Source organism: Nitrosomonas ureae, from assembly GCF_900206265.1.
Classification (GTDB): domain Bacteria; phylum Pseudomonadota; class Gammaproteobacteria; order Burkholderiales; family Nitrosomonadaceae; genus Nitrosomonas; species Nitrosomonas ureae_C.
This window is the reverse complement of the sequence record NZ_LT907782.1, coordinates 1,381,044-1,405,062: the sequence shown is the minus strand read 5'-3', so window position 1 is coordinate 1,405,062 and position 24,019 is coordinate 1,381,044. Positions and strand designations below refer to the sequence as shown.

The following is a 24,019-nucleotide window of genomic DNA, read 5'->3' as shown; positions in this document are numbered from 1 at the left end:
ATCTACCTTGTTAACCCCGCATACAACACCGGTAATTTCTCCGGCAAGCGCTCCACGTGATCCACCACCAGATAATTGCGTTCGCCGAAGATGCGCGACACATATTGATCGGCGCGTGGGTCCAGGCTCATGCAGTAGGTAAGAATTCCGGATCGGCCTGCTTCTTCCACTGCTTTTTTGGTATCGTGGCGCAGGTACTGCGGGTCGCGCACGTCGACGTCTGCCGGTTCACCATCGGTAATAACGAGCAGCAGTTTTTTTGCGGATTTCTGCAGTTTCAGGTAATGGGTGGCGTGTCGCATGGCGGCGCCCATGCGTGTCGATAATTGCCCGGTCATGCCGGCAAGGCGGGCTTTGGGGATTTCATTGTAGGGTTGGTCGAAATCCTTGAAACGGTAATATTCCACATCATGCCGTCCATCCGAGCAGAAGCCGTGAATCGCAAACGGATCGCCGATTTTGTTGATGGCGTTTGCAAGCAATACAGTGGCTTGTCGGGTCAGATCCAGCACGGAGTAGTCTTGTCCGGCTACTTTTTCATTGGTGGATTCGGATAGATCGAGCAGCACTAGCACCGAGATATCACGTACTTTGCGTACCGAGCGCATCATGATGCGTGGATCGGGCTGCATACCCATGCGGATATCGATCATCGAACGAATCGCGGCATTGATGTCGATCTCATCGCCATCTTCCAGTTTACGGATGCGGCGGGTGCCTTGCGGTTGCATCGCATCGAGCAAGAATTTCATGCGTGCAATCTCGCGTTTGTATTGTTGCGCGATGTCCTCAATACACTGCATGTCACCCAACTTGGCGCGTTTTTCCTGTACCGTCGCCCAGTCAGGGCGTTCCAGTTGAATCTGGTAATCCCATTCGGAGTAGTGATAGGGCGCTGACACCGGCTCCTTGCCTTCCATATCGTTGTATGAAACACCCATGTCTTCGTACGGGAAGAATTCGGTGCCCATGACCCAGATTTCCTGCGCATCGTCTCCGGCTGATTCCACTTCGACTTCGTTGGCGAATTCCATCACATTGACGTATTTGCGCACTTGTTTCGGTGCTTCATAACCAGCCGATAATGATTTGTTTAAATCAAACTCTTCGAATTCCCAGAAATAACGGTTGTCATCGCGATACGGTGCGGTGAGGTGATCCGTGAGCATGGCAAAGGGAATGTCTTTTTCTCTAAAGCTGTGGGCCAGTTGAACTCCAATGTCCCAGGAAATTTGATAGCTGTCCAGTTTGTTCTGTGCGGCTGCAAAAAGACGACGGCCTTCTGCGATCCAGTGATCGGTATCGTGATAATCTGGATCGAGCAAAGCGCGTGCTAGGCGATTGAGATAATCGCCCATCGTGGCAGCCATATCCGGGGTGGCGGTATGCAACGTTGCCCAGGTTTTGCGTAGACCGGGAAATCGGCAGATGGCAAGTTCTTCGATGCGTGCATCTTCAATCACGGAGATCACTGCCATTTGCATCGGATTCAATCCTTCCGCAGAAATCGGTTGTTTGGTTTCCACCAGATGTGCGGCAGCATGTGCGGCGGCGGCCCGATAAACTTCGGTGGCGGTGACATCACCATAGCTGTCATAAGCATCGGGTAAGTAGATGAAATAATTTTCAATATAAGGTTTGTAGCCCTCGCGCGATTCGAAATCACCGGAAGTGGGTTTCATGAAAAAATCCCGGCCCCACAGTGCGCGCAAATACATATTGATACGGCGTTGCACGTCGACAAACAGCGTACCTTTACGTTCTTTTTGTAAAACTGCGAGCGATTCTTTGGATTCCAATCCAAAATACTTCATTTGCTCTTCATAGTCCGTGCGATGGGCATGGGCTCCCCACATCGCCCACCGACGCAAGCCCCCCAGAGTCAGTTGTCCGAACAGGATGTCCAGTTTGTTGAGCATGGGGCGCATGCCGCGAGGTGCTTGTGCAATCAGGGTATTCAGAAATTGCAGGTAATTCTGGAATAATTGGGCGTCACCTAAGCGCTTGGCGGCTGTTGGGGAGGTGGCTAATACCAATTCGATCACCGCACCTGAAGTTCTTGATGCAAGTGAAAGCACGGAAGTCGCCAGATCGCTGATGATATCCTCACCAATTTCTTTGGCAACCAATGGGATTTCGTCAATCCAGCAATCCACCAGGCTGCGTCCACGGCCCAATCCACGCAGTGCCGAGACGCCTTTCAGATAATTATCCAATCCCCGCGCCGAAAACGTTTTCACTACCTCAGGCCAGGCATGACTGAGTAATTCAACCGATTCCGGTTCCAGATCTTCCAGTAATTCTTTGTAGTCATCCAGATTAATACTCATCGTGACACACTCTTATAAAAGATTATTGAGCAACTGTTGTATGCAATGGATCAGCCCAGTTTTAATTAAAGAAAGTTGAAACAGCGGCATCCAGTGCATCGCGCATATCAGGGTCATCGGTAATGGGGCGAACCAGGGCAACCCGGCACGCAGCGTGAGCATCCACTTTTTTGACGATGAGACTGCCGGCGTAGATCAACATACGTGTTGAGATGCCTTCGTCCAATCCATGGCCTTTCAAATTACGCGCACGTTCGGCAATCGACACCAGTTTCTCTGCAATTTCAGTGGATACGCCGGTTTCATGCGCGATAATTTCACTCTCAATGTTATGACTGGGATAATTAAAATCCAGTGCGCCAAAACGTTGCTTGGTCGATTGTTTGAGGTCTTTCATCAAACTTTGATAACCCGGATTGTAGGAAATGACGATTTGGAAATCAGCATGCGCATGAACGAGTTCGCCCTTTTTTTCCAATGGCAGGACACGGCGATTATCGGTTAATGGATGGATTACCACGGTTGTATCCTGGCGTGCTTCAACGACTTCATCCAGATAGCAGATAGCGCCATAGCGTGCGGCGACAGCCAACGGACCATCCTGCCAGCGTGTTCCATTGGCATCCAGCAGAAAGCGACCCACCAAATCGGATGCGGTCATATCTTCATTACAGGCAACGGTAATCAGCGGTTTTTTTAATTTCCACGCCATGTGTTCAACAAAACGGGTTTTGCCGCATCCTGTAGGACCTTTCAGCATCATAGGCATGCGCACGGAATAGGCCGCTTCATATAATTCCACTTCATCAGCTACGGGATGGTAATAAGGCTCTGCGGTCACACGGTATTGATCAATGATTTTGCTCATGATGAACTCCTGTTATAGCGATCTGATAAGTACTTTATTTTGATCAAAAAAAACCCCCGATCCTATTACAGGCAAAGGGGGTTCCAGGGTACGAAACCCGCTGTGTTTTAAACAGTCTTGCCGCGGTATATCACCATGGCGGTACCTTGCGATTGGGTAAAATTGTTGTAACCAATCAAACGGACATGATTGTTCGGATTCGCTTTATGACAAGCGGCGGCTTCTGCAAGTACTTTTTCTACATCAGTTTCACCAAACATGGGTAGCTTCCACATATACCAATAGGAATCCATGACATACTCAGGCTCCGTATGTTCGATGGCTGGGTTCCAACCTTTACTGATTAAATACTGCACTTGCTTTTTGATATCTTTGTCAGCCATTGCAGGCAGATAGGAAAATGTTTCAAATTTACGGCTTGCCGGATCACTGACACGTGATTTGTAATCGATTACTTCGCTCATTATTTATTCCTCAATTTTTGAAAGATGAAGGAGGAAAGCAACGTTAACCATTAACTCTTCTCCTTGAGTTTGCATTCTTACTTGTGAGCTATGTCCAGTTTATCAACCGTATCAAACTCGAACTTGATCTCTTTCCATGTTTCCATGGCGATTTTCAGTTCAGGACTGCTTTTGGCTGCTTTGGTCAGAATAGCTTTGCCTTCTTTCTCGATTTCAACGCCTTGGTTACGCGCTTCCACGCAGGCCTCGAGTGCGACGCGGTTAGCGGCAGCGCCCGCAGCGTTACCCCATGGATGACCCAAGGTACCACCGCCAAACTGCAAGCAGGCATCGTCACCAAAGATCGCGACCAGTGCCGGCATATGCCAAACGTGAATACCACCGGAAGCAACCGGGAATACACCTGGCATAGAGCCCCAATCTTGATCGAAGAACAGACCACGGTTGCGGTCTTCTTTGATGAATTTATCGCGCATGGTATCGATCCAGCCGAGGGTTGCTGCACGGTCACCTTCCAGTTTACCAACCACGGTACCGGAATGCAGATGATCGCCGCCCGACAAACGTAGCACTTTGGTTAAAACGCGGAAATGAATACCATGGTGGGGATTGCGATCGAGTACGGCGTGCATGGCACGATGGATGTGCAGTAGCATTCCGTTATTGCGACACCAGTTTGCCAAACCTGTATTGGCGGTTAAACCACCTGTCAAATAGTCATGCATAATGATCGGTGCACCCAATTCTTTGGCGAATTCTGCACGTTTGTACATTTCTTCCGGGGTTGGTGCTGTTACGTTAAGATAGTGACCTTTACGTTCTCCGGTTTCACGCTCGGCTTTTTGGCAAGCTTCCACCACGAATTGGAAACGATCGCGCCAGCGCATGAAAGGTTGACTGTTAATGTTTTCGTCGTCCTTGGTCAGATCCAGTCCGCCGCGCAGACATTCGTATACGGCACGGCCATAGTTTTTGGCGGATAGGCCTAGTTTGGGCTTAATGGTACAACCCAACAGTGCGCGGCCATATTTGTTAAAACGATCGCGTTCTACCTGAATACCGGCAGGAGGTCCGCCGCAGGTTTTGACATAAGCAATCGGGAAACGGACATCTTCCAGGCGTAGTGCGCGCAACGCTTTAAAGCCAAACACGTTACCTACCAGGGAGGTCAACACGTTAACGACGGAACCTTCTTCAAAAAGATCAATCGGGTAAGCTACAAAAGCGTAAAAACAAGTGTCATCCCCAGGTACATCCTCAATCTTATACGCACGGCCCTTATAGTAGTCCAAATCGGTCAGCAGATCGGTCCATACCGTGGTCCATGTGCCTGTGGAAGATTCCGCAGCTACGGCAGCCGCTACTTCCTCGCGAGGCACGCCGGGTTGTGGTGTGATTTTAAAACAGGCCAGAATATCAGTATCCAATGGGGTGTAATCAGGAGTCCAGTAAGTTTGTCTATACTCTTTTACACCAGCGTTATATATTTTTACTGCCATAGTTTCTTCTCCAGTTAAATTCCACTCAGTTCCAGCCAACCGTCCCGACAGAAATGAGAGGGGATTGCGTTACAAACAACAAACATGACTACTTAAACCTATGGATTGCACTATAGCGCTCTTTATACATAAGAACAAATAAGTAATATTGATATGTATAATAAGGTTATACTTATATATATGCTTTAATTTTTCTGAATCGCTTAAATGCTGCATTTAACCCTACGCCAATTGAAAGTGTTTGAGTCGGTTGCCCGGCATTTGAGCTATTCGCGTGCAGCCGATGAGCTTCACTTGACTCAGCCCGCGGTCTCAATGCAAATCAAGCAATTGGAAGACAATATTGGTTTACCGTTATTGGAGCAATTGGGAAAACGAATTTATCTGACCGAAGCGGGACGCGAGCTGTATCAATACAGTCGCTCTATTGCTCAACAGCTAGCCGATATGGAAGTGGCTTTAGATGAATTAAAAGGGATGGAGCGTGGTAAGCTGAATATTTCAGTAGTGACTACGGCGAATTACTTTGCACCCCATTTGTTAGCGAAGTTTTGCCAGCGTTACCGGGGGGTGACCGTGAGTTTAAATGTTTCCAATCGTGAAGCAGTGTTAAAGCAACTTGCGGATAATTTAATTGATCTTGCGATTATGGGGCAACCTCCAGAGAATCTGGATATTGATAGTGAATCTTTTATGGAGAATCCATTGGTGGTCGTGGCACCGTCGGATCATCCATTGTGTAAAGAGCGATTTATTCCGGTAAAACGATTGGCCAGGGAAATTTTTCTCGTACGTGAACCCGGCTCCGGCACACGTAGTGCCATGGAGCGCTTTTTTGCCGCACATAAGGTCGCTATCAATAAAGGTATGGAAACAGACACCACTGAAGCGATCAAGCAAGCGGTGCAGGCGGGCATGGGATTGGGTATCATGTCGTTGCATACAGTGGAACTGGAGCTTGAAACGAATCGGTTGAAAATTCTTAATGTTCAGGGGTTTCCCATTGTTCGTTATTGGTATGTCGTCAACCGTAAGAATAAGCGTTTATCCAGTGTTGCAAATGCATTTAGGGAGTTTTTACTGAAAGAAGCAGAAAAGCTGATGTTGGTATCAAAACAATCATAATATTTTTGACGAATATAAAAATATCGCGCATTCTTGCGCTTGTTAATCGACTGACTTTTAATTAAGTATGATTCTTAATGAATGATCAACCTTAGCTTGATAAAATTCTGTCTAAGTGAATAAATCGACTGCAGTAAATGTTCGTGTCAGTTTATGGTGTGGCTTGGGTGCGCTATTGATTTTATTGATTGATTTCAATACATCGTTAGGTATCGCCAGTGGTGTACCCTATATTATTATCGTATTAATTTCATTAAAATCACCGGGAAAACGCTACACCATAGCCGTTGCAATATTATGTACTGTTTTAGTTTGGATCGGATATCTAGGATCTCCGCCCAGTGATGTTGAAATGTATAAAACTTATATCAATCGCTTCTTGAGCGTCCTGGCTATTTGGGTTACAACTATTTTGACTTTATTACAGCGCGATAGCATTAATCAGTTGCACCAAGAACGATTAAAAAACTTACAGTCGATCAGGGAAACTGAAATTCAGCAAGAAAAATTAAAAGTGCTCCGGGCAACCATGAGAACAGTGCAGGATATTACTGGTAATTTTATGAACAATTTACATTTTTTTAAGCTGGAAATTGATAGAAATAACTCGTTGTCACCGGAATCAATGAAAGAGCTTGATCAAATGACTCAGGAAACAACAATGCGGTTGAATAAGTTAGCAAATTTGAATGAGATACGTGAAAAAAAGCTGGCGGGCGATCTGGTAGGTATCGATTATGAGCAACCCGCTAAAGAAAATAAAAAGAGGGATGCCATCGACGGGTAACCTATAAATTGATTTGTTGAAATAAATAAAGAGGGTGAATAATGTCAGGACAAGGATCGGGTGGAAATGTCATCGCTGCAATATGCAGTTTTTTTATACCGGGATTAGGGCAGCTGGTGCAGGGGCGTTTGCTGCCGGCTTTTTTGTTTTTTGCTATTTGTGGCACAGGCTACTTTTTTGCGGTGTTGATTGTTCCTGCAGTTATCGGCGGAATTTTTCATCTCTGGTCAATTATTGACGCAGCCCGATTTACTGGATCCGCGTAATCAGTCGCAAGTTGAGACTAATTACTGTCTATCGGGTTACCGAATTGGCAGGATTTCTGATTGTTTTGTCACGGATTGAGAGAAACGAATTGTTTGAATCGGTACCCAGATACAATCCAGAGTTTTTACCCTAACTATCTCCATATAATTATTTTATGTCAGCAGGTAAGCAGTTTGCACAAAAAGTTGGTTTTGTCTCTTTGGGGTGTCCCAAGGCCTTGGTTGATTCAGAACAAATATTGACCCAGTTGCGGGCCGAAGGTTATGAAATATCGGCTTCATACCAAGATGCGGACTTGGTTGTGGTCAATACCTGCGGGTTTATTGATAGCGCTGTTGAAGAGTCACTGGATGCTATTGGTGAAGCTTTGGCAGAAAATGGCAAGGTGATCGTGACAGGTTGTCTCGGTGCCAAGGAAGATGGGGACGTCGTCAAAAAAGCTCATCCACAAGTGCTGGCGGTTACCGGGCCGCATGCACTGCCAGAAGTCATGTCCGCGATTCATACGCATTTGCCACAACCTCATGATCCCTATACTAGCCTGATACCGCCGCAAGGAATACGGTTAACACCGAAACATTATGCGTATGTGAAAATTTCTGAAGGCTGTAATCATCGGTGTACTTTTTGTATTATTCCATCAATGCGTGGCGGTTTGGTAAGCCGTCCGATTCACCAAGTGATGCAGGAAGCCGAACATTTGGTGAATGCCGGAGTTAAAGAGCTGTTGATTATTTCACAGGATACCAGCGCGTACGGTGTTGATGTGAAATACCGTACCGGTTTTTGGCAGGGAAGGCCGGTAAAAACCCGCCTGACTGAACTTGCGCATGCTTTAGGGTCGTTGGGAGTGTGGGTGAGGTTACATTATGTTTATCCCTATCCGCATGTGGATGCAATTATTCCGCTTATGGCTGAAGGCAAGATATTACCCTACTTGGACGTGCCATTTCAGCACGCAAATCCGCGCATTCTCAAAATGATGAAACGACCCGCAAGCGCCGAGAATAATTTGGCTCGAATTCAACAATGGCGGAATATTTGCCCTGATATTACATTACGAAGTACTTTTATTGTTGGTTTCCCGGGCGAGACTGAGGCGGAATTTGAAGATCTTCTTGCCTTTTTACAGGAAGCGCAATTAGATCGGGTAGGCTGCTTTACGTACTCTCCCGTTGAGGGTGCTACTGCCAATCAGTTGTCTGACCACATTCCCGAAGCAATCAAACAAGAGCGTCGAGCGCGTTTCATGCAGCAGCAGGAAGAAATCAGCCGCCAACGATTGGCTGCGAAAGTGGGTCATACAATGACGGTTATGATTGACGAATTAACTGGGAGTCAAGTGATTGCACGCAGTAGTGCGGATGCGCCGGAGATTGATGGATTGGTTTATGTGGAAAATGCTGAACATCTACAACCAGGTGAGTTGATCGACGTGCAAATTACTGGATCGGATGCGCATGATTTATTTGCCGTCATGCTAAATCGCGATCCTTCACAACAAGGTGGCTCTCTGAATTCAGAAATGCGTTAACTTGATGCTCGGTTGAAACAATACGAATCTCATGAGTTAATGAAAAGATTATGGTTGCATTGATGCGCAAGATTCCTGGTGCAATGATCGGTCTGGAGGGGAGACATTAACTGGAGAGATTTTGTGCGGTGCATTTTAGTAAATAGGAATCTGAAAGCAATCGTTTTACTGCAATAGTTTGCTCTATTGTGATCTCACCCAGCCCTAAGAACTGATCCTGCTCGGTATACAATCGCACTTGCCTTCCGTTCTTGATAACGCCATGCATGGCTGATGGGCATAAAATATTGCGTCCCTGTTGAATATGTAATGCGCTCAAACGATCTAGAGTAACTGAAGGGTAATCTTGCAGCAAATAATCTATTGGTAATAAAGAATTGTCGCGTTCAGATGCACTCATATTTTCAAGTGCGGATAAAGTATAGGCTTGTAATAAATTAAAACGATCAATTGCAGTGCGTCGTAAGCCAGTCAAGTAGGCTCCACCGCATCCCAGTGCTTTGCCAATGTCTTCAGCGAGTACCCGGACGTAAGTGCCGGTACCGCATTGAATGCTTAATTGCAATTCATCGCAGTGGAGTGATCGAATTTGAATTCCATGGATGGTTATTTCGCGTGCTTGACGTTCAATGGTTTCACCATTTCTGGCATAACAATAAAGTGGTTTGCCGTGATGTTTGAGTGCGCTGAACATGGGCGGCATTTGTTTTATTTTTCCGATAAATTGCGGCAGTGTTTGCTGACACGCTGTGAGTGTAGGGTTTTGAACAGTTGCTGCAACCGGGCTGATTATGCCTTCCGCATCACCGGTAGTGCTCATAAAACCGAGCTTCAATGTCGCTTCATAGGTTTTATTGGCACCTAACAGTACTGATGAGAATTTTGTAGCTTCACCAAAACAAATCGGCAGTAATCCGGTGGCCATTGGATCCAGCGTACCGGTATGTCCACATTTGGCGGCAAGAAACAACTGTTTTGCAGTCTGTAATGCCTTATTGGAAGAAACTCCATAAGGCTTATCCAATAATAAAACACCACTGATATTATGTTTCCTGGACTTAATCAAATTATTCGGTGAAATACTAATGTGCAGTCAACTGAAATTAATTATTTATCTGAATCTGTTTGATGGATTGCCTGATCTTGGGCAATGGCTTCATCGATTAATTTTGACAAACGAAAACCACGTTCAACTGATTCATCATAAATAAAATGGAGTTGGGGTACAAGGCGCAGTTTCATGCGGTGAGATAAATTTGAGCGTAAAAAACCTTTAGCGTGCTCCAAGCCTTTCTCTATCAGAAAATTTTCATCCTGATGCGTAAGCGTAGTGTAAAAAATCTTGGCGTGACTATAGTCACGCGTTACCTCGACAGCGGTGATGGTAAGTTGTTTGATTCGCGGATCTTTGATTTCATTTTGTATTAAGTCCGCTAATTCGCGTTGTATCTGATCAGCAATACGTAAACTACGGGAAAAATCTTTGGGCATGTGTGCTCTATATATGTCGTATGAGCACTTGCTATAAGAAGCGTGCAGTTTCGACAATTTCATAGACTTCCAATTGGTCGCCTACTTGAATATCATTAAAATTCTTGAGTGATAAACCACATTCAAAGCCTTCTCTAACTTCTTTAACATCATCTTTAAAGCGCTTCAGTGAATCGAGTTCGCAGCTGTGAATTACTAAGCCATCCCGTAATACTCTGACTAACGAATTCCTCTTGACGATGCCATCCAATACGTAGCATCCGGCTACTGCGCCTACTTTAGGTATGCGATAGATTTCACGAATATCTACCAACCCTAAAATACTTTCTTTGCGTTCAGGTGACATTAATCCTGAGAGTGCAGCTTTTATTTCTTCAACGGCTTCATAAATGATATTGTAATAACGCACATCGACACCGTTGGAAGCTATTAATTTGCGCGCACCTGCATCTGCGCGAACATTAAAGCCAATAATCACAGCTTTTGAAGCTAACGACAGATTCACATCTGATTCAATAATCGCCCCCACTGCGCTGTGGATAATATTGACTTTAACTTCGTCAGTTGCAAGTTTCTGTAAAGCATATGCCAATGCGCCGCAGGATCCCTGGACATCCGCTTTGATGATCAATGATAATATTTTCACATCTTCTTGCTGATCAAAAACATTTTCAAGTTTTGCGGCCTGTTGTTTGGCAAGCTTTACATCCCGATATTTACCTTGGCGGAATAATGCAATTTCTCGTGCCTTTCGTTCATCATCCAATGCAAGAACTGTCTCGCCTGCTTCAGGAACTTCGGATAAACCCTGAATCTCAACCGGAATAGATGTTCCTGCTTGTTTAATTGCTTTCCCATTTTCATCATTCATGGCTCGCACTTTCCCAAACACCGCGCCAGCCAGCAGCGCATCGCCACGTTTCAGCATTCCTGACTGCACCAGAATTGTAGCGACGGGGCCACGACCTTTATCCAGACGTGATTCAATCACGACACCTTTGGCAGGGGTATTGACCGGTGCTTTGAGTTCCAATACTTCAGCTTGCAGTAATATAGTTTCCAGTAAGGTATCAATACCCTGACCTGTTTTAGCTGAGACCTCAACGAACATGGTATCACCCCCCCACTCTTCAGGTAAGACCTCGTGAGCAATCAATTCCTGTCTAATCCTTTCAGTATTTGCGTCAGGCTTATCAATTTTATTGATTGCCACAATGATAGGCAGTTTTGCCGCTTTTGCATGATGGATCGCTTCAATAGTTTGAGGCATAACGCCGTCATCTGCGGCAACTACGAGAATGACGATATCGGTAATTTTGGTGCCACGTGCACGCATTGCGGTAAATGCTTCGTGGCCGGGTGTGTCTAAGAAGGTGATCATACCGTGATCAGTTTCCACATGGTAAGCACCGATATGTTGGGTAATGCCACCAGCCTCTCCGCCAGCAACTCGGGTGCGACGAATGTAGTCCAACAGCGAAGTTTTTCCATGATCAACATGACCCATAACTGTGACTACAGGTGCGCGTGCAACCAATTCTGCTTCAGTAATTGACGATTCACGGTCGGCCAGGAAAGTTTCCGGGTTATCCAATTCGGCATATTTTGCAGTATGTCCCATTTCTTCCACAACGATCATAGCAGTATCTTGATCTAGCATCTGATTGATCGTCACCATACTACCCATTTTCATCAATACTTTAATAACATCAGCAGCTTTAACCGACATTTTCTGCGCAAGCGCGCCTACCGAAATGGTTTCCGGCACCATAATGTCGCGCACAATCGGTTCTGTTGGAGCGGAGAATCCATGAATATTCTGTTCTTCCGCATGAACAGGCTTACTATGCTTATCTCTGCGGGTTCTCCAGCCTTGTCCGCTGGTAAGATCGCCATGGGTTTTAACACCCCGTTTTTTGGTATTCTCATCTTTCCAGATGACTTGTTGTTTGGTTTGTTTCTTTTTCTTATCCGTTTTTTCTTCAGCTTTTACTGGAGGTTTATGTAATGTCCCGCCAGTCGGACTGGATTGTGAGTCTATATTGCCTGGTTGTTCAGTTTCATTATTCTTGACGGTGATTGGGTGTGCATCTGTGATGGGTTGAGTAGTCTCTGAAGGCTGCGAATCGATTGTTGTCGGGTTAGTTTCAGTAATTATTTCCGCCTTGGTGGCTTTCTTTTGTGCATGATCAGTCGCCTCCGTGCTTTTGCGCGCTCTTTTTTGTCTTATTTCTTCAGTTTGGCGTGCAATCAGCTCAGCTTGTTTTCTTGCTTCTTCATTACGCAAAGCCAATTGGTCTTCATCAATGATTGATCCTATCGCAGCTTGTTTTGTAACTTCCGCCGATTTACTCACTGTAGCTGGTATAGCATCAGCATCTCCAGTCATCATTGGTTTTGTCAGGACGCGTCTTTTTCTGACCTCTACTTGAATGGTCCGTGCGCGACCGGTGCTGTCAGATTTCCGAATCTCAGAGGTTTGTCGGCGTGTTAGAGTAACTTTGCTTTTGGTTTCAGTCGTGCCGTGGGTTTTCCTCAGATAATCAAGTAATAGAGCTTTATCTTGCTCAGTTAAACTGTCTTCCGCCAGCATCTTTTTTACGCCGGCAGCTTTAAGCTGCTCCAGCAGTACTGCCGGCAGCAAACCCAGTTCATTCGCAAATTGTTCCACACTCATTTGAGCCATTTATAACCTTTCAACAATCAAAACTACAGATAGGTTTCACTATAAAATAAACAAAATCGGCTAATTTATTATCAGCCAGTTATTAAAATTAAGTAAACCAGGGTGCACGCGCTTTAATAATCAGTTGATTTGCAAGTTCAATATCAATACCGGTCATCTCAACCAAGTCATCAGCAGCTAAATCAGCCAAATCAGACTGGGTAATGATACCCTTTGCTGCTAATTCTCGAATAATATTGATATCCATTCCTTCGATTGAAAGCAAATCTTCAGCAACATGCTCGACTTTTTCTTCATTAGCAATAGCATCTGTCAATAATACATTGCGTGCCCGATTTCTTATCTCATTGACTGTTTCTTCGTCCAATGATTCGATTTCCAGCATTTCATTTAATGGGATATAGGCCACTTCTTCAAGCGAAACAAAGCCTTCCTGCATCAGTATTTCTGCAATTTCTTCATCAACATCCAATTTTTGCATGAAAAGTTGACAGATTTGTGATGTTTCCTGTTCATGCTTGGTTTTAGATTCTTCGATGGTCATGATATTAAGTTCCCAGCCTGTCAACTCGGAAGCTAAACGTACATTTTGCCCGCCTCGGCCAATGGCCTGTGCGAGATTATCATCATCGACTACAATATCCATGCTGTGTTTTTCTTCGTCAACCATGATGCTGCTGATTTCTGCAGGTGCCAGTGCATTAATAATAAAAGTGGCAGGGTCGTCGGACCACAAAACGATATCAACCCGCTCGCCCGCCAATTCGCTGATCACTGCTTGCACACGGGATCCGCGCATACCTACACAGGTTCCAATCGGGTCAATGCGTTGATCGTTCGATTTAACGGCGATCTTGGCGCGTGACCCTGGATCACGAGCAGCTGCTTTAATTTCCAACAAACCTTCTTCAATCTCAGGGACTTCTAATTCAAATAGTTTCATTAGAAATTCAGGGGAGATGCGTGAAAGTTTCAGTTGTGGTCCCCTGGCTGCCCGATCAACTTTGTATAAATAGGCACGCACACGATCACCGACGCGCAAGTTTTCTTTGGGTATCATCTGGTCGCGTTGCAATTCCGCTTCGATTTTCCCAGATTCAATAATGGCATTGCCGCGCTCCATGCGCTTAATCGTGCCGTTAATTAAATAATCTTCTCGCTCAAGAAAATCATTCAAAGTTTGTTCACGTTCTGCTTCACGTATTTTCTGGAAAATTACTTGCTTCGCTGCTTGTGCTCCGATACGCCCGAATTCTATAGGTTCGAGCGGTTTTTCAAGATGATCGCCCGCTTGGATATTAGCATCAATTTTTATTGCATCACTTAAAGCAACTTGGCGTGCTGAATCTTCCACGGAATCGTCGTTTACAACCAACCAACGACGGAAAGATTGATGATCTCCTGTTTCTCTATCAATAGAAATGCGCGTCTCAATATCCTCTTGAAACCGTTTCTTGGTGGCGGATGATAATGCAAGCTCCAATGCTGTGAAAACAATTTCTTTTTCAACTGATTTTTCACGCGCTAATGCATCAACTAACAGTAAAATTTCGCGGCTCATAATCCTCCAGTTAAATCCTTATCCTACAATCTTGGAACCAAACGAGCTTTTCCAACGTTACTTAATTCAAGGTTTAATAACTTTCCTTCGATTTCAAGTTTTATTATGCCATTATCCACTTCTCGTAAAATCCCTACAAAATTTTTTTGACCCTCTAAAGGGATACGCAACTTTAATTTTATCGTTTCTCCTCTAAACCGAATAAAATCCGCTTCTCTCCGCAAAGGCCTGTCTAATCCTGGTGATGAAACCTCTAATCGGCCATAATCAATATTTTCGACGGCGAGTAATCGGCTCAAGTGGTTACTGATTGTCACGCAATCGTCAATGCAGATACCCTCAGCCTTATCTACAAATATTCTTAGCAATTTGTTGTGTGCTGATCGTTCCACCTCGACCAACTCATAACCTAAACCATGCAGAGTTGATTCCAGTAATTCTTCCAGTGTCATAGCTCCACCACAAATAAAAAATGGGCTGAAAAAGCCCATCGCATCTACTACATTAATTTTAACAAATATTTATAAAATATGGAATATAAACTTCGCAAAAGAGTAATGCCTTAGCGATTTTCAACGTTTTCTATTCGTATCTCTGTTGTCAGCTTTTTTGTAAAACTATGGGCTCAGTTTACCGGCTTCCAAAGTAAGAATACCGTATCTGTTAGAGTGCCAATGATACAATTCTGATCCAGTGTATTGAACCGTAAATACTGGAGACTAAGCATGCCGACCATTGAATCAATATTAAATGAAACTCGAGTTTTTTCACCTACGAAAGAATTTTCCAGCAAAGCCAACATACCCAGTTTTGAAGCATATCAGGCTTTATGTGCGGAAGCTGAGGAGGATTATCTGGGTTTTTGGGCAAAACGAGCACAAGAACAGATCGCATGGCATAAACCTTTTACGCAAGTGCTGAATGATCAGATGGCTCCATTTTTTCAGTGGTTTGGTGATGGTGAGTTAAACGTTTCTTATAATTGTCTTGATCGGCATCTGGAAACGCAAGCCGATAAGGTTGCTATCATATTTGAGTCTGATGATGGGGAAATAATACGTTCAACGTACCGCGATCTTCACCAACGTGTTTGTAGGCTTGCCAATGCACTGAGATCAAAAAACATTAACAAAGGCGACCGCGTCATCATTTACATGCCGATGTGTATTGAAGCGGTTGTTGCAATGCAAGCTTGCGCACGTATTGGTGCAATTCACTCAGTGGTATTCGGCGGGTTTTCAGCCAAAAGCCTGCATGAGCGCATCCAAGATGCGGGTGCAGTAGCGGTTATAACGGCCGATGAACAGGTGCGCGGGGGTAAACGCAATTCGCTCAAATCAATTGTTGATGAGGCTTTGAGTAAGACTGATCCGATTTTCGTACGATTGGTCGTGATTTATCAACGCACGGGCGCTGCTATTCGATTTGATCCCGTGCGTGATGTTTGGTGGCATGAGCTTACGGAAAATGCGAGCCTCCAATGTGAGCCTGAATGGGTAAGCGCCGAACACCCATTATTTACACTTTATACTTCTGGGTCCACCGGTAAACCTAAAGGTGTTCAGCATTCCAGCGCAGGATATTTGCTTGGAACCAAAGAAAGTATGCAATGGATTTTTGACTACCAGCCTGCCGATGTGTTTTGGTGTACTGCGGATGTCGGCTGGATTACCGGTCACAGTTATGTGGCTTATGGACCCCTTGCGATGGGGGCCACCCAAGTGATTTTTGAAGGAATACCCACTTATCCTAATGCCGGGCGTTTTTGGGAAATTATACAGAAACACAAAGTGACGACATTTTACACGGCACCTACTGCAATTCGCACCTTGATTAAGCTCGGTGCGAATTTGCCAGAACAATACGAACTTTCATCATTGCGATTGTTGGGCTCAGTAGGTGAGCCAATTAATCCGGAGGCTTGGATGTGGTTTTATGAAAAAGTAGGCCGGTCACGTTGTCCGATCGTTGATACTTGGTGGCAAACGGAAACAGGCAGCCATATGATTGCACCGGCGCCGGGAGCAATTGCGCTCAAGCCGGGTTCATGTACTTTTCCTTTGCCGGGAATTTTTGCAGGAATAGTTGATGAAGCTGGGCACGATGTCGAAAATGGTAAGGGCGGTTTTCTGGTAATCAAAAAACCCTTTCCTTCACAGATTCGTACCCTGTGGGGTGATCCCGGGCGCTTCAAAAAGACTTATTTTTCACAGGATATAGGTCATGGCAAGTATTATCTGGCAGGTGATTCCGCATATCGTGATATAGAGGGATATTTTTGGATCATGGGGCGTACCGACGATGTGCTGAATGTATCCGGACATAGGTTGGGAACGATGGAAATTGAATCGGCGCTGGTAGCGAATCCCTTGGTTGCAGAGGCTGCTGTGGTTGGTAAACCCCATGAAATAAAGGGAGAAGCTGTGATAGCTTTTGTGGTGCTAAAAGGCCCATACCCACACGCAGAGGAAATTACGCAAATTACTCATACATTGCGTGAGTGGGTGGCGAAAGAAATTGGTCCTATTGCCAAGCCTGATGAAATTCGTTTTGGAGAGAATCTACCGAAAACCCGCTCCGGAAAAATTATGCGTCGATTATTGCGCAGCCTCGCCAAAGGTGAAGAAATCACTCAGGATGTTTCAACGCTGGAGAATCCAGCTATCCTTGAACAATTGAAATATCCAGCAAAATAGCATTTTCCGAATTAAAGATTTTCATAAAAACGGAGAGATATGTCATTACCACTTATTACCGATTATGAATGTGGCATCAGTGCCATTGATGCGCAATTTCACCGCCCTAGAAGAGCGGCTATACACTTGATTGTCGAGAAAGGAGTGGCCGCCCTGGTGGATACCGGTACATCCTTTTCCGTTCCAGGTGTAATTGCAGCACTCAAGCAGAAGAATATTGCTGTTGAAGACGTGGCCTACGTAATTTTGACGCATATTCATCTTGACCATGCGGGTGGTGCAAGCCAGTGTATGCAATTTTTCCCGAATGCCAAGCTGGTTGTTCATCCTCGTGGCGCGAGCCATATGGCAAATCCGATACGGCTTGTTGCCGGTGCAATGAGTGTTTATGGAGAAGCCGAATTCAAACGTGTATATGGTGAAATTATTCCGATTGATATCGAGCGTATCATGGAAGCGCCTGATGAAAGCCGCATTAATCTTAATGGGCGTTCGCTATTGTTTCTTGATACGCCGGGCCATGCACGTCACCATAACTGCATCTATGATGAGTGTAGTCAGTCTTTTTTTACGGGTGATACTTTTGGAGTTTCGTATCGGGAGTTCGATGTCAATGGAAGAGAATTTGTTTTTCCGACTACTTCGCCTGTTCAATTTGATCCTGTTGCGGCACATACTTCAATCGACCGTATCATGAGCTATAAGCCATGCTATGCGTATTTGACCCACTATAGTCGGATTGGCAATTTAGCCTGTCATGCCCAATCCCTGCATGATCTGATTGATGCGCACGTTGCGATTGCGCAACGCGCAAAAGATAATGGGGCTGAGAGACAGTCAATCATTTCTGAAACATTAAGAAATTTGCTTTTGCAGAAATTGTCGGAACATGGCTGTCAATTGCCGCAAAATGAAATAAATGAGCTCTTGAACACGGATATCCGTCTGAATGCACAAGGTTTGATTCATTGGCTTGATCGGCCAGTTGAACGACTCAAGTAATTATGAATGATCCAACTCAGGCTTATATTTTAATTTTTGAGTAAAAAAATGGGATCAGGGCAATTGAATTAATTACCTTAATCCCATTAAATTGGAGAGTCTATGCAGTAACTTTTTATCTCGTGTAATACATTCTGCTTTTGGGAGAGTCGCTTAACATAGCAATCACGAGATAATTGATGTACAGTATCGCGCCGAGAATGACATCAGAAATAAACCAGTCTGTTATAGATTCCGGTAAATCAAACACTGATAAAACACCAAAAAATGTAATTGATATGATTATTGCTGAAATAATAAAAATTTGACTTGTTTTCATAAAATCTCCTTTAAATAAAGTTTATTAAGATTGTGTATTAAGAGGATTTCGCACGAAGTGCTTTCCTTATAAACACGCCTTTTTCTATCGCTGTTTTAAATTAACGCATTCTTGGTTTGGATGTTCCTTTGAATGCACCTATTGCTAGGTAACTTATATAAAGAATGACAGCAAGTGCACCATCGGTAATTACCCATTCTAGAATTGATTGTGGCAATCCAACCATGAATAAAACTCCAAAAAAAACTCCACTGATAACTAATGCTGCAATAGCAAAAATTTGATTGGTAGTCATGAGAATCTCCTTAATTAAAAATCATCAAAGTTGTTTAAAAATGCATTGTTGATCATTTGATGGATAACTTCACAAAAAGTTCACATTTATTTCACATTTAATTCACATTATTTCTGAACACTTGGGAATCTAGCTTTGTCATGTCACAATTAATTGTTTAATTTGATAATAATAAGCGCTTAGCAACTCCTGCTACCTTATAGGGATAAGAAATAAACAAATTTCATCGATGATTTGCTGCTCGATCCTTTAAATTTTCTTTGAGAAATTCTGATTCCAAAAGGCAAGAAATCGCACTGGAGATACTGAGAAGCTAAGCAAACTAACTGAATATTTGAATTTTATATCTTGGGGCTCTGGGGTGTAATTAAGAAAAAGGGGAGAAAAAGGTGATTATTCTAAAATTATGAGTATTTGTTTATCTGCGTGTCTTAATTCCATTTGCGCTCCAGAAAATGCAATCAAACAGCTATATTTTTCACCATTTGTGGGTTAATCGGCGAGGGAGCAAACAAGAATATCGTCGCGAGAAGAGTGGATGCAGTAGTATTCGGTATCTGTTTTCTGGAGAATTCCGGTTTGTCGGTATGGATCAGAACGGGCGTAACGTTCAGTCAATCTAATCCGGCGACATTTTATGCCTGAGGTGAGGAAGGATATACCGTACCCGGTATTAACGACATTATGAGTATTTGAAAATGCGTTTCCTTATAATTGGTTTTATTGTATTTTTTCTTGGCGGGTGTTTATCCATACCCCATAATATCGCACCGGTTCACGGATTTGAACTCAATAAATATTTGGGGAAGTGGTATGAGATTGCCCGGCTTGATCACTCGTTTGAACGTGGACTGTATAACGTGACTGCGGAATATTTTTTGCGCGATGACGGTGGAGTTAAAGTTATCAATAAAGGTTTCTCGACGACGGAGAGCAAGTGGAAAGAAGTGGCAGGCAAAGCATATTTCATCAGAAGTCAGCAAGAAGGTTATTTGAAGGTCTCTTTCTTCGGTCCATTTTATGGTGCCTATATTGTGTTTGAATTGGATCGGGAAAACTATCAATACGCTTTTGTGACCAGCTATGACAAGTCGTATCTGTGGCTCTTAGCAAGAACACCAACAGTCAACGATGCATTAATTGATCAGTTCATGCAACGAACTGCAGAACTGGGTTTTGCAACGGATAAGTTGATATTTCCGCGGCAGGATGAGCGAAAACGATAAGTTTCGCATGTTGATCGGATAAAACGCTATGCAACAGATACTGATTACTTTAGGAATCATTTTGCTCGTGCTGGGTCTGTTGTGGCCTTGGTTATCGCAGTTACCCTTAGGACGCTTGCCCGGCGATATTCATATCGAGCGCGAAAATTTTAGCTTTCATTTTCCTCTGATGACCGGTTTGGTGATTTCCATTGTACTGACACTGATTATGTGGTGGTTGCGTAAGTAAAGTTTTTCGCGTCTACTGGGCTTTCTTATTTTGTGTGAATTCCCATGGCGTGTTTCCGACTTTACTTTATACCCCTGTCACGTTTGCCATTGATTATAAAAGATGCTTGACCTTTCCCTTTCCGAAGAGCAACAAAAAATACGGGCGAAATTCCTGGATGACAAAGACCGGGATGCAATAATTCATCAGTGGCTTAAGGAATGGGGCCTGGGTCCATTGCAGACGCGCGTGATCACGCGCATTCTTCTACCTATATTAGTTAAATGTCTTGGCCAAGGTGGATTGGAGGTCTTGCAGTGGCTGGATGATAAGCTAAAGTAACGATTTTCTGCCTATCAAGCACTTAGCGAAAAGCTTGCCCAAGAAATTTTGTTCAAAATAACGCGCGCAAAAACACTGGAATCCTTGACTGTATTGCGTAATACAGTATCGCAACAGGTCGATCCGGAACAATGGAAAGCATTGGATCAGCAGACCAAACTCTGGATTCAGCAATTCAACCGGTTAGACTTAATTGGTTGTAGCTTAGGCGAACTCAAAGCGCCCATCCGCTTGCAGATTGATCAGCCTAAACTGGATAGCGGACAGCCGTCCAGCCGCTGGTTACGAGCATACCTCATGACCAGTCTGGGTGGTTTCTATAGTGCGTTGGGACATTGCAAGGAAGCTTTGGAAGTAGCGCGACGTGCAGTAGAAATTTATGAACGTTTGAGCGCGAAAAATCCGGATGCATTTGAGCCGGATTTGGCGATGAGTTTGGGTACTTTGGATTCTATTTCTCGCGACAATGATGATGCGCTGGCCGCAGCAACGTTTGTCCACGGAATTCAGGTATTAAGTCGCTTGTTTTTCCAGATGCCGATGGCATTTGACCCCTTGATGTTCAAACTCTGCAATGCCTATGTTCTTTGTTGCAAACGCGCGGGACAAGACCCCGATGAAGAATTATTGGTATCCATACTGGAAAAACTGGAAGCATTGGGCAGTGCATCATCCGTAGCGGATTGAATTGAAATTCATGTGGATTATCAGGTAATTTCGCTGGTGATTTCCTTCATCAATTGATGAACCACCTTACCATTGTTATTTTGCAACATCACTTGCAAAGGCATTTTTACCCCGTGCATATCTGGCGCAGGAGAGACAGAGATCGTATGACACACTGTATAACCTCGAGGTGGTTTTGTATATGCTTCGGTGATTTCCTGGTCATTTAGGTTTGGTTTGGTAGCGGCGAACGGATTCCCTCATGGTTAAATTGAGAGAAACGGTCATTTTGATAGTTTTAGCTTAATCAGAAACTAAAAGTTTTGGATGAAAGATATACGAGATTAATTGATACGAGGCACTATCGACAGGTCATAAGTTGCATTACAAAAAAGAGGATGGTCAGGTTATTGATTTAAATTTTCTTTAGGTGCTGAATACCTACACCATATTCATACACGAGCTTCCCTCCCATCCAACCTGCACTGCAAAGAAAGATGAATCCAATTATCGAAAAGGAAATGGCCATTAAACCTGGTTGATCAAGATGTGTTCCATCTAGACGTAGAAATAAGCTGACCGCATAAAAAGACCAACTGATCATCATAAGTATCATGTGCTGATTCGCAATCTTGAGTGCAGGGCTCTGTTGATCGATTTTTCCAAGTTCCAATAGGCCGGTCATCATCGCAAGCAATGCGGTGATCGTTCCGATGACAAGCAACACCCCAGCTACCCAACCTACTTGTTCATTTGTAAAAAGACTGGCAATGTCTGCCATTGTTGCAAGAAACCAGGTTGCTATTGGAAAATGAACTAACATTGGGTGGATAGGGTGTTTCATGTGGATTATTTCCTGATAAGCTAAATAAACAGACTCAGTAATGTGAGAAAACCGGCTACCGCTACGCCTGCGTGGATGAGCACGACATTTTTCGGTGCAATGCTACCCTTTACATGGATCGAAGCGAGATAGAATCCGCCTAATGCCGCCACTACAAGCAAACCAAGTGCGGCCGTCAGACGTCCGTCTCCTGAGCCTTCCAGAACCAGCAAAATTAGCATGACCAGACCTGTTGCACCTAATAAAGCATGCACGATGGACAGTGGTCACGGTGCTAACTGCCCGGAAAATATTTTCATGGCTAATACAACGCCACCGACAGCTGCAATTGCTAAAACTATGATTAAATATGTAAGCATTAATTTCTCCTCTCTTCCTATAATATTATGAGGACTTGTACTTTACTTTATATTTTGGAGCTTTTGCAATAAAAATATGCCAAAACTTTTAAGAATAATTATTACAAAAAGCTAGAATGTTCTCTTTATCATTGCTAGGTCAGAGTCAACAATCATTAGTCACCGCTTTACTTCGCCACCGCAATGGACTTACGGTGGATGAGCTGTCACATTTGTTATGTATTTCCCGCAACGCAGTGAATCAGCATCTTTCCAGTCTTGGCAGTAGTGGTTTTATTCAGAGTGCTATGCTGGAAAGTACAGGGGGTAGGCCGTGCAAAATTTATTCATTATCCCCGAGCGGCCTAGAGCTATTCCAAAGGCGCTATTCGTTTATTGCAAAGCTGCTGCTTTCCTGGGTTGAGAAAAATTTGGGTGAACAGGAGTCACAACTGTGTTTACGCTCGCTGGGAGAGCAAATGGCCGGAGAATTTGAAAGCCGGATGACAAAACAATTGTCATCCGCTGACAGATTGCGTGAAGTGGTGACCATTATGTGTGAGCTTGGTTATGATGCAAGCGCGAGGCAGATTTCGGAGGGATATACTGAGATTATCGCTAATAACTGTATTTTTTATAAGCTTGCGGAAGAGTATCAGGGGTTTTGTGCGCTTGATTTGAGTTTCTTGGCTTCGCTGTTAAAGGTTGATATCGAGCATAAAGAATGTATAGTGAAAAAAGGGAATTACTGCTGTTTTGCGATTGCAAGCCCTGTTGGTTAGAAATTTGCATGAAGCGCATGAAGCTTATATTTTAGAAATACTTTTAGCCATATTGGTAATCGAATTTCATTGGGAGTCAATATCCTCAGGCTGATCGTATTTGGCACTTGCCGTACCCAGGTTGAAGCATTGATTTCGTCACATTATTTTGCGTCGAGATTGCGCATGAACACTTGACTTGCAATAAGAAAGATAATGGTGTGACTGGTATTGAATAAACTCAATTGAATGAAATTCTTAGTGAATGCCTTGTTTATGATGTACCCCCAGTGATGCTGAGGGTACATATTCTGTGTCAAAGTTAAAATTTAATTATGAGCTCTGCCACCGGACTGATGCATATGGTTATGGGCTTCTTCGGCATGTTTGGTCGCTTCATCGGCATGTCCCATTTCCGCATGCTTGATGGCTTCATCTAAATGTTTGACAGCTTGATCCATATGAGCATCGGCACCTGCTGCCAATGCCGCATTAGCTTGGTCCCTGCTTTCTTTGGCATGCTCAAGCAACTCTTTGGCATGCCCCATTTTCCCATGCTTGATAGCTTCATCAATATGTTCCATGGCTTTCATTTTCTCAGGTGCATCCGATGCTATAGCCTGGGTACTCAAGAAAAGCGCCAATACTCCAATTGCAATAATATTTGATATCGTTTTCATGACTATTACTCCTTGTGATCTTGAAGATAA

At 44.0% G+C, this 24,019-nt stretch carries 24 protein-coding genes; 11 read left to right on the top strand and 13 right to left on the bottom strand.

All coding sequences use genetic code 11. From position 1 onward, the window contains the following. Positions 1-2 precede the first annotated feature (2 nt). The 4 genes from CPG39_RS06460 to CPG39_RS06445 all read right to left on the bottom strand — a co-directional run bounded on the left by CPG39_RS06460 (position 3) and on the right by CPG39_RS06445 (position 5,161). Complete coding sequence (locus CPG39_RS06460; protein ID WP_096292581.1) at positions 3-2,330, bottom strand: nitric oxide reductase activation protein NorD; 2,328 nt, start codon at positions 2,328-2,330, stop codon at positions 3-5. Between the two features lie 61 nt (positions 2,331-2,391). Further along, positions 2,392-3,198, bottom strand: a complete 807-nt coding sequence (locus CPG39_RS06455) for a CbbQ/NirQ/NorQ/GpvN family protein (protein WP_096292580.1) — start codon at positions 3,196-3,198, stop codon at positions 2,392-2,394. Positions 3,199-3,305: 107 nt separating this feature from the next. Continuing rightward, the gene (locus tag CPG39_RS06450) at positions 3,306-3,662 is read right to left on the bottom strand and encodes a ribulose bisphosphate carboxylase small subunit (RefSeq protein WP_096292579.1); all 357 of its coding nucleotides are present in this window, start codon (positions 3,660-3,662) and stop codon (positions 3,306-3,308) included. A gap of 77 nt (positions 3,663-3,739) precedes the next feature. Then, positions 3,740-5,161, bottom strand: a complete 1,422-nt coding sequence (locus CPG39_RS06445; protein WP_096292578.1) for a form I ribulose bisphosphate carboxylase large subunit — start codon at positions 5,159-5,161, stop codon at positions 3,740-3,742. A gap of 207 nt (positions 5,162-5,368) precedes the next feature. On the opposite strand from CPG39_RS06445, the gene CPG39_RS06440 reads away from it, so the two are divergent. From CPG39_RS06440 to rimO, 4 genes are all read left to right on the top strand, one after another. Then, positions 5,369-6,286, top strand: a complete 918-nt coding sequence (locus tag CPG39_RS06440) for a LysR family transcriptional regulator (protein WP_096292577.1) — start codon at positions 5,369-5,371, stop codon at positions 6,284-6,286. A 175-nt stretch (positions 6,287-6,461) separates the two neighbouring features. Next, positions 6,462-7,073 (top strand): hypothetical protein, encoded by a 612-nt coding sequence (locus CPG39_RS06435; RefSeq protein ID WP_231990424.1) that lies wholly within the window; start codon positions 6,462-6,464, stop codon positions 7,071-7,073. 41 nt (positions 7,074-7,114) lie between these two features. Then, complete coding sequence (locus CPG39_RS06430; protein ID WP_096292575.1) at positions 7,115-7,339, top strand: hypothetical protein; 225 nt, start codon at positions 7,115-7,117, stop codon at positions 7,337-7,339. Positions 7,340-7,494: 155 nt separating this feature from the next. Continuing rightward, positions 7,495-8,874, top strand: coding sequence for a 30S ribosomal protein S12 methylthiotransferase RimO (rimO, locus tag CPG39_RS06425; protein WP_096292574.1), 1,380 nt, complete (start codon positions 7,495-7,497; stop codon positions 8,872-8,874). 106 nt (positions 8,875-8,980) lie between these two features. On the opposite strand, the gene truB is transcribed toward rimO, so the two are convergent. The 5 genes from truB to rimP form a co-directional block, all read right to left on the bottom strand. Further along, positions 8,981-9,940, bottom strand: a complete 960-nt coding sequence (gene truB / locus CPG39_RS06420) for a tRNA pseudouridine(55) synthase TruB (protein WP_096292573.1) — start codon at positions 9,938-9,940, stop codon at positions 8,981-8,983. Between the two features lie 41 nt (positions 9,941-9,981). Next, complete coding sequence (gene rbfA, locus CPG39_RS06415) at positions 9,982-10,365, bottom strand: 30S ribosome-binding factor RbfA (protein ID WP_096292572.1); 384 nt, start codon at positions 10,363-10,365, stop codon at positions 9,982-9,984. Positions 10,366-10,396: 31 nt separating this feature from the next. Further along, a complete protein-coding gene (gene infB, locus CPG39_RS06410) occupies positions 10,397-13,051 on the bottom strand; it encodes a translation initiation factor IF-2 (protein ID WP_096292571.1) in 2,655 nt (884 codons plus the stop codon). Between the two features lie 88 nt (positions 13,052-13,139). Further along, a complete protein-coding gene (gene nusA / locus CPG39_RS06405; protein ID WP_096292570.1) occupies positions 13,140-14,612 on the bottom strand; it encodes a transcription termination factor NusA in 1,473 nt (490 codons plus the stop codon). A gap of 23 nt (positions 14,613-14,635) precedes the next feature. Continuing rightward, the gene (gene rimP, locus CPG39_RS06400) at positions 14,636-15,064 is read right to left on the bottom strand and encodes a ribosome maturation factor RimP (protein WP_172424143.1); all 429 of its coding nucleotides are present in this window, start codon (positions 15,062-15,064) and stop codon (positions 14,636-14,638) included. 273 nt (positions 15,065-15,337) lie between these two features. Here rimP and acs point away from each other — a divergent pair, with 273 nt between their 5' ends. Both acs and CPG39_RS06390 read left to right on the top strand, forming a co-directional pair. Further along, positions 15,338-17,308: an acetate--CoA ligase gene (gene acs / locus CPG39_RS06395; protein ID WP_096292568.1), complete on the top strand. Its 1,971-nt coding sequence runs from the start codon at positions 15,338-15,340 to the stop codon at positions 17,306-17,308. A 39-nt stretch (positions 17,309-17,347) separates the two neighbouring features. Further along, a complete protein-coding gene (locus tag CPG39_RS06390) occupies positions 17,348-18,310 on the top strand; it encodes an MBL fold metallo-hydrolase (RefSeq protein WP_096292567.1) in 963 nt (320 codons plus the stop codon). Between the two features lie 419 nt (positions 18,311-18,729). Here CPG39_RS06390 and CPG39_RS06380 read toward each other — a convergent pair whose 3' ends face one another. After that, entirely contained in the window at positions 18,730-18,924 is a 195-nt protein-coding gene (locus tag CPG39_RS06380) for a hypothetical protein (protein WP_013646873.1), read from the bottom strand. Positions 18,925-19,622: 698 nt separating this feature from the next. Between CPG39_RS06380 and CPG39_RS06375 the strand changes: the two genes are divergently transcribed. The 4 genes from CPG39_RS06375 to CPG39_RS06360 all read left to right on the top strand — a co-directional run bounded on the left by CPG39_RS06375 (position 19,623) and on the right by CPG39_RS06360 (position 21,387). Beyond that, positions 19,623-20,150 (top strand): lipocalin family protein, encoded by a 528-nt coding sequence (locus CPG39_RS06375; RefSeq protein WP_096292565.1) that lies wholly within the window; start codon positions 19,623-19,625, stop codon positions 20,148-20,150. Between the two features lie 28 nt (positions 20,151-20,178). Continuing rightward, positions 20,179-20,379: a DUF2905 domain-containing protein gene (locus CPG39_RS06370; protein WP_074719670.1), complete on the top strand. Its 201-nt coding sequence runs from the start codon at positions 20,179-20,181 to the stop codon at positions 20,377-20,379. Between the two features lie 102 nt (positions 20,380-20,481). Next, positions 20,482-20,700, top strand: coding sequence for a hypothetical protein (locus CPG39_RS06365; protein ID WP_096292564.1), 219 nt, complete (start codon positions 20,482-20,484; stop codon positions 20,698-20,700). Between the two features lie 48 nt (positions 20,701-20,748). Further along, positions 20,749-21,387: a tetratricopeptide repeat protein gene (locus CPG39_RS06360; protein WP_096292563.1), complete on the top strand. Its 639-nt coding sequence runs from the start codon at positions 20,749-20,751 to the stop codon at positions 21,385-21,387. A 394-nt stretch (positions 21,388-21,781) separates the two neighbouring features. On the opposite strand, the gene CPG39_RS06355 is transcribed toward CPG39_RS06360, so the two are convergent. Together CPG39_RS06355 and CPG39_RS06350 are read right to left on the bottom strand one after the other, a co-directional pair. Continuing rightward, a complete protein-coding gene (locus CPG39_RS06355; RefSeq protein WP_096292562.1) occupies positions 21,782-22,210 on the bottom strand; it encodes a DUF2231 domain-containing protein in 429 nt (142 codons plus the stop codon). Positions 22,211-22,230: 20 nt separating this feature from the next. After that, the gene (locus CPG39_RS06350; RefSeq protein WP_231990422.1) at positions 22,231-22,464 is read right to left on the bottom strand and encodes a hypothetical protein; all 234 of its coding nucleotides are present in this window, start codon (positions 22,462-22,464) and stop codon (positions 22,231-22,233) included. A gap of 221 nt (positions 22,465-22,685) precedes the next feature. Here CPG39_RS06350 and CPG39_RS06345 point away from each other — a divergent pair, with 221 nt between their 5' ends. Next, complete coding sequence (locus CPG39_RS06345; protein WP_096292561.1) at positions 22,686-23,330, top strand: helix-turn-helix transcriptional regulator; 645 nt, start codon at positions 22,686-22,688, stop codon at positions 23,328-23,330. Positions 23,331-23,638: 308 nt separating this feature from the next. On the opposite strand, the gene smbP is transcribed toward CPG39_RS06345, so the two are convergent. Next, complete coding sequence (gene smbP / locus CPG39_RS06340; protein WP_096292560.1) at positions 23,639-23,989, bottom strand: small metal-binding protein SmbP; 351 nt, start codon at positions 23,987-23,989, stop codon at positions 23,639-23,641. Positions 23,990-24,019: the final 30 nt, after the last annotated feature.